Annotated in this window: 2 rRNA genes; both read right to left on the minus strand. The window is 50.5% G+C overall.

Annotated features, from left to right (window positions below):
• Position 1: 1 nt before the first annotated feature.
• A 5S ribosomal RNA gene (gene rrf / locus IR135_RS11435) occupies positions 2-116 on the minus strand.
• An 81-nt stretch (positions 117-197) separates the two neighbouring features.
• Positions 198-3,086: ribosomal RNA gene (locus IR135_RS11440) — 23S ribosomal RNA — on the minus strand.
• Between the last annotated feature and the right edge of the window lie 120 nt (positions 3,087-3,206).

A 3,206-nucleotide genomic window follows, 5' to 3' on the forward strand; every position in this document is an offset into this window, starting at 1 on the left:
AGCCTGGCAGCGTCCTACTCTTGCGGGACGTCAGTCCAACTACCATCGGCGCTGGAGAGCTTAACTGCTGTGTTCGACATGGGAACAGGTGTGGCCTCTCCGCCATCGCCGCCAGACTATTGAATGTCTGTACATTCAAAACCGGATAGAAGTATCGAGAAGAGTGAACGCACTCTTTAAATTTCTGGTCTTACTATTTGAATAAGTCATCGATGGATTAGTATTTGTCCGCTGAATGTGTTGCCACACTTACACGCCAAACCTATCAACCTCATAGTCTCTGAGGCATCTATTGGGGAAATCTCATCTTGAGGGGGGCTTCATGCTTAGATGCTTTCAGCATTTATCCCGTCCATACGTAGCTACCCAGCTATGCCGTTGGCACGACAACTGGTACACCAGTGGTATGTCCATCCCGGTCCTCTCGTACTAAGGACAGCGCCTCTCAAATTTCCTACGCCCACGACGGATAGGGACCGAACTGTCTCACGACGTTCTGAACCCAGCTCGCGTACCGCTTTAATGGGCGAACAGCCCAACCCTTGGGACCGACTACAGCCCCAGGATGCGATGAGCCGACATCGAGGTGCCAAACCTCCCCGTCGATGTGAACTCTTGGGGGAGATAAGCCTGTTATCCCCGGGGTAGCTTTTATCCGTTGAGCGATGGCCCTTCCATGCGGAACCACCGGATCACTAAGTCCGTCTTTCGACCCTGCTCGACTTGTAGGTCTCGCAGTCAAGCACCCTTATGCCTTTACACTCTGTGAATGATTTCCAACCATTCTGAGGGTACCTTTGAGCGCCTCCGTTACTCTTTAGGAGGCGACCGCCCCAGTCAAACTGTCCATCTGACACTGTCTCCCAGCCGGATCACGGCTGCGGGTTAGAATCTCAACCACACCAGGGTGGTATCCCACCAGTGCCTCCACATAGACTGACGTCCATGCTTCATTGGCTCCCACCTATCCTGTACAGGTGGAGTCAAGATTCAATATCAAATTACAGTAAAGCTCCACGGGGTCTTTCCGTCCTGTCGCGGGTAACCTGCATCTTCACAGGTACTATGATTTCACCGAGCCTCTCGTTGAGACAGTGCCCAAATCGTTACGCCTTTCGTGCGGGTCAGAACTTACCTGACAAGGAATTTCGCTACCTTAGGACCGTTATAGTTACGGCCGCCGTTTACTGGGGCTTCAATTCGTACCTTCGCTTGCGCTAAGCACTCCTCTTAACCTTCCAGCACCGGGCAGGCGTCAGCCCCTATACGTCACCTTTCGGTTTGGCAGAGACCTGTGTTTTTGGTAAACAGTCGCTTGGGCCTATTCACTGCGGCTTATATTTCTATAAGCACCCCTTCTCCCGAAGTTACGGGGTCATTTTGCCGAGTTCCTTAACGAGAGTTCGCTCGCTCACCTTAGAATTCTCTTCCCAACTACCTGTGTCGGTTTACGGTACGGGCAGTCTGATTACTTGCTAGAAGCTTTTCTTGGCAGTGTGAGTCCGTATGCTTCGCCTACTATTTTCGGCTCCCCGTCAACACTCAGCCGTCACGCATGCCGGATTTACCTGGCATGCAGCCTTGTGCCTTGGACGCGCTCTTCCTTCCGCGCGCTCATCTTTTCCTACTGCGTCACTCCATCACTCAAATGCAATCTAACTGGTACAGGAATTTCTACCTGTTGTCCATCGCCTACGCTTTTCGCCTCGGCTTAGGTCCCGACTTACCCAGAGCGGACGAGCCTACCTCTGGAAACCTTAGTCGTTCGGTGGACGGGATTCTCACCCGTCTTTCGCTACTCACACCGGCATTCTCACTTCTAAGCGCTCCACATGTCCTCCCGGTCATGCTTCGCCGCACTTAGAACGCTCTCCTACCATTAAAATAAATTTTAATCCACAGTTTCGGTAATATGTTTAGCCCCGGTACATTTTCGGCGCAGCGTCACTTGACTAGTGAGCTATTACGCACTCTTTAAATGATGGCTGCTTCTAAGCCAACATCCTAGTTGTCTGTGCAACGCCACATCCTTTTCCACTTAACATATATTTGGGGACCTTAACTGGTGGTCTGGGCTGTTTCCCTCTCGACAATGGACCTTATCACCCACTGTCTGACTCCCATACATCACATCTGTGGCATTCGGAGTTTGTCTGAACTCGGTAACCCGGGATGGGCCCCTCATCCAAACAGTGCTCTACCTCCACGATGCTAATATGAGGCTATACCTAAATATATTTCGGAGAGAACGAGCTATCTCCAGGTTCGATTGGAATTTCACCCCTACCCACAACTCATCCGGTCACTTTTCAACGTAAGTCGGTTCGGCCCTCCATTCAGTGTTACCTGAACTTCAGCCTGGTCATGGGTAGATCACCTGGTTTCGCGTCTACAAACATATACTCATTCGCCCTGTTCAGACTCGCTTTCGCTGCGGCTCCACATCTACTGCTTAACCTTGCATATATTCGTAACTCGCCGGTTCATTCTACAAAAGGCACGCCATCACCCTTTAACGGGCTCTGACTACTTGTAAGCGCACGGTTTCAGGTTCTATTTCACTCCCCTCCCGGGGTGCTTTTCACCTTTCCCTCACGGTACTGGTTCACTATCGGTTACCAAGGAGTATTTAGCCTTGGGAGATGGTCCTCCCGGATTCCGGCGGAATTCCTCGTGTTCCGCCGTACTCAGGATACATTCTAAATCTATCAACCTTTTAACTACGGGACTCTTACCCCCTGCGGTTGGCCTTCCCAGACCATTCGTCTAAGTCTTTAGATCCGTTGTGAATGTCCTACAACCCCAGCCGAAGCTGGTTTGGGCTCTTCCCCGTTCGCTCGCCGCTACTTAGGGAATCGATGTTTCTTTCTCTTCCTCTGGATACTAAGATGTTTCAGTTCTCCAGGTGTCCTCCAACAGCGCTATGTATTCACGCTGTGGTAATACCTCGCGGTATTGGGTTTCCCCATTCGGAAATCTCCGGTTCAAAGCTTACTTACAGCTCCCCGAAGCATATCGGTGTTTGTTCCGTCCTTCATCGGCTCTTGGTACCTAGGCATCCGCCGTGCGCCCTTCACTACTTAATCGTAATGAAATTTGTGTGAGTGTATCTTTTAGATACGTTTGCGTTCTCGCTTTCATTTCGTTTGCTCGATTTGAAATCGTTTTACTCTTCTCTTTACTTCTATACGGTTTTCAATGTACAT

The organism is Jeotgalicoccus nanhaiensis (assembly GCF_015235105.1).
Lineage (GTDB): Bacteria > Bacillota > Bacilli > Staphylococcales > Salinicoccaceae > Jeotgalicoccus > Jeotgalicoccus nanhaiensis.